1 tRNA gene and 2 rRNA genes are annotated in these 4,111 nt (G+C 53.9%); all 3 read right to left on the bottom strand.

Annotation, left to right across the window (positions count from 1 at the left end):
• Nucleotides 1-77: transfer RNA gene (locus C5L10_RS33160), tRNA-Met, on the bottom strand.
• Between the two features lie 239 nt (nt 78-316).
• Nucleotides 317-431, bottom strand: a 5S ribosomal RNA gene (gene rrf, locus C5L10_RS33155).
• 310 nt (nt 432-741) lie between these two features.
• Nucleotides 742-3,643, bottom strand: a 23S ribosomal RNA gene (locus C5L10_RS33150).
• Nucleotides 3,644-4,111 lie beyond the last annotated feature (468 nt).

The raw sequence follows: 4,111 nt of genomic DNA, 5'->3' as shown, positions 1-4,111 counted from the left end.
TGGTTGCGGGGGCAGGATTTGAACCTGCGGCCTTCAGGTTATGAGCCTGACGAGCTACCGGGCTGCTCCACCCCGCGTTATAAGGTTTTTGCCTGGGGCAAAATACCGGTGCGCAAAACCGAAGGTTTTGTCGCGGTGCGTACACTGCTTGGCAGTTTACGCTTCTGCCGGAGCAAATTGCCGAAGGCGATTTGTCTCCTGTAAGGGACGCACTGCAAGTTTCCCTTGAACGACGAAAGGCCGCTTGTGGGCGGCCCTTTGGTCGGCTTAAGGGCCGTTAGTTTTCGTGATTGAGAAGATATGTTGCGTTTAGCAGACCTGGCAGCGACCTACTCTCCCGCGTCTTGAGACGGAGTACCATTGGCGCAGGGGCGTTTCACGGCCGTGTTCGGAATGGGAACGGGTGCGGCCGCCCCGCAATGACCACCAGGTCAGCGAAGCGCAACATTTTTGAGAAGCTGGTTGAGGCGAACCTCATTTTTAGTCTTTGAACACGTCGGTTTTGTCTTCACGCTGTCGCGATCCGTTGGATCGCTGCGCTGCAGACGGCGCGCCAAACTATTGGCGACGGCCTCCGGCCTGTATTGGTGCCATGCTCAACCTCGAGCGTGGCAGCCATACAAGACGCTAGTCCGTCGGCCATCGTTGGTCGGCCCGTCCGGAGCGCCTTTGGCGCGTCAGGACAAAACAATGGCACATCATCGCTGCCGGAGGCAGCGTTGATGAGCATGGTCAATGAGAACGATCAAGCCAATCGGGCGATTAGTACCGGTAAGCTTCATGCATTGCTGCACGTCCACACCCGGCCTATCAACGTGGTCGTCTTCCACGGCCCTGATAGGGAATACTCGTTTTCAGGTTGGTTTCCCGCTTAGATGCCTTCAGCGGTTATCCATTCCATATATAGCTACCCTGCTATGCCCTTGGCAGGACAACAGGTCCACCAGAGATATGTCCATCCCGGTCCTCTCGTACTAGGGACAGATCCTGTCAATATTCCTACACCCACGGCAGATAGGGACCGAACTGTCTCACGACGTTCTGAACCCAGCTCACGTACCGCTTTAATTGGCGAACAGCCAAACCCTTGGGACCTGCTCCAGCCCCAGGATGCGATGAGCCGACATCGAGGTGCCAAACAACCCCGTCGATATGGACTCTTGGGGGTCATCAGCCTGTTATCCCCGGCGTACCTTTTATCCGTTGAGCGATGGCCCTTCCACGCGGGACCACCGGATCACTATGACCGACTTTCGTCTCTGCTCGACTTGTCAGTCTCGCAGTCAGGCGGGCTTATGCCATTGCACTCGACGACCGATTTCCGACCGGTCTGAGCCCACCATCGCGCGCCTCCGTTACTCTTTCGGAGGCGACCGCCCCAGTCAAACTACCCACCATACACTGTCCCGGATCCGGATGACGGACCGCGGTTAGACATCCATGACGATAAGGGTGGTATTTCAAGGATGGCTCCACGAGAACTGGCGTCCCCGCTTCAAAGCCTACCACCTATCCTACACATGCCGACACGAATGCCAGTGTAAAGCTATAGTAAAGGTGCACGGGGTCTTTCCGTCTGACCGCAGGAACCCCGCATCTTCACGGGGAATTCAATTTCACTGAGTCTATGTTGGAGACAGCGGGGAAGTCGTTACGCCATTCGTGCAGGTCGGAACTTACCCGACAAGGAATTTCGCTACCTTAGGACCGTTATAGTTACGGCCGCCGTTTACTGGGGCTTCGATTCAAAGCTTGCACCTCTCCTCTTAACCTTCCAGCACCGGGCAGGCGTCAGACCCTATACGTCGTCTTTAGACTTCGCAGAGCCCTGTGTTTTTGATAAACAGTCGCTACCCCCTGGTCTGTGCCACCCCATTATGGTTGCCCAAAATGGGGTCACGCTTCTTCCGAAGTTACGCGTGCAATTTGCCGAGTTCCTTCAACATAGTTCTCTCAAGCGCCTTGGTATACTCTACCTGACCACCTGTGTCGGTTTCGGGTACGGTCTATACGGTGGAGCTATTTCCTGGAACCGCCCCACTGCCCAACCAATCCAATAAGGTTGAACAATTTTTGCGATCCGTCACTACCACCAGGCCCACGAATATTAACGTGGTTCCCATCACCTACGCATTTCTGCCTCGGCTTAGGGGCCGGCTAACCCTGCTCAGATTAACTTTAAGCAGGAACCCTTGGTCTTTCGGCGAGAGGGTCTCTCACCCTCTTTATCGTTACTCATGTCAACATTCGCACTTCCGATACCTCCAGAGGCCCTCACGGGTCCTCCTTCACAGGCTTACGGAACGCTCCGCTACCACACGTCTTGCGACGTATCCTCAGCTTCGGTGCATGGCTTTAGCCCCGTTACATTTTCGGCGCAAAGACCCTTAATTAGACCAGTGAGCTGTTACGCTTTCTTTAAATGATGGCTGCTTCTAAGCCAACATCCTGGTTGTTTTGGGATCCTCACATCCTTTCCCACTTAGCCATGACTTCGGGACCTTAGCTGGAGGTCAGGGTTGTTTCCCTTTTCACGACGGACGTTAGCACCCGCCGTGTGTCTGCCGATTAGTACTCCCGGGTATTCGGAGTTTGGTTAGGATCAGTAAGACGGTGAGTCCCCATAGCCCATCCAGTGCTCTACCCCCCGGGGTATTCGATCGACGCACTACCTAAATAGTTTTCGCGGAGAACCAGCTATTTCCGAGTTTGATTGGCCTTTCACCCCTAGCCACAAGTCATCCCAATCTATTGCAACAGATGCGGGTTCGGTCCTCCAGTTGGTGTTACCCAACCTTCAACCTGCTCATGGCTAGATCACTCGGTTTCGGGTCTAATGCAACTAACTGAACGCCCTGTTCAGACTCGCTTTCGCTGCGCCTACACCTACCGGCTTAAGCTTGCTAGTTACACTAAGTCGTTGACCCATTATACAAAAGGTACGCCGTCAGGCTTGCGCCCTCCGACTGTTTGTAGGCATCCGGTTTCAGGTTCTATTTCACTCCCCTTGTCGGGGTGCTTTTCACCTTTCCCTCACGGTACTTGTTCGCTATCGGTCATGCACGAGTACTTAGGCTTGGAGAGTGGTCTCCCCATGTTCAGACAGGATTTCACGTGTCCCGCCCTACTCTAGGACAATCAGTGTTCTACGCCTACGGGGCTATCACCCGCTGCGGCCGCCTTTTCCAAAGCGTTCGGCTTTATTCCTGATTGCCACTGGCCTGGTCCGTGTTCGCTCGCCACTACTTACGGAGTCTCGGTTGATGTCCTTTCCTGCAGGTACTTAGATGTTTCAGTTCCCTGCGTTCGCTTCTTACCCCTATTTTATTCGAAGGTAAGATACCTTTTAACAATGCTTGGAAACCATTTTTGGTTTTTAACGCCGGACGACCGGCGACGCGCTCCGCGCTGTATTGGGAAGTTCCCATACAGGCCAGAGGCCGTCGGCGATCGTTCGCCGCAACGTCGAACCAAAGGTTCGACAACCAAAATGATTTCCCAAGCATCTAAGGTGGGTTGCCCCATTCGGAGATCCATGGATCAAAGCTCATTCGCAGCTCCCCACGGCTTATCGCAGCGTATCACGTCCTTCTTCGCCTGTGCATGCCAAGGCATCCACCAAATGCCCTTACGACACTTAATCGTTCTCATTGCCAATGCTCATCAATATAGCCACCCATCGGGCTTTCAGACCCAATGCGTGGCGGACCGGTTACCTTTTACAACCAGCCCTTCTCATGATGCCATCGACGTGTTCGACCTGATCACTTTATTGGAACTACGCCGAGCAGTTCGCTTGTGTCAGGTCTTTAAGACCAGCTTCTCGAGATGTGATCCAGGACCGCGCGGTCAGGCAACGGCCATCAGTAAGTCATCAGAGCCATTCTTCAGGACAAGTCCCTCAAAACGACAACAACGACCGACCAGAGTGACAAGCTTCCTACCTATTCCGATCCCTCTTTCGTATCCGGCCGGCTAGGCCATCAACGACATCATTGGAACCGGCTTCGGACATGGGCCTAAACCCATACCTGGAAGCCTCCAGATCAATCTTCTCTTCACGATTTTTGCAGAACAGGCAGCACTTCATCGAAGTGATGCAAACTTTTAT

This window comes from Neorhizobium sp. T6_25, from assembly GCF_002968555.1.
GTDB lineage: Bacteria > Pseudomonadota > Alphaproteobacteria > Rhizobiales > Rhizobiaceae > Neorhizobium.
Note: the sequence above shows the minus strand (reverse complement) of the source record. Positions and strands in the feature narration are given on the sequence as shown.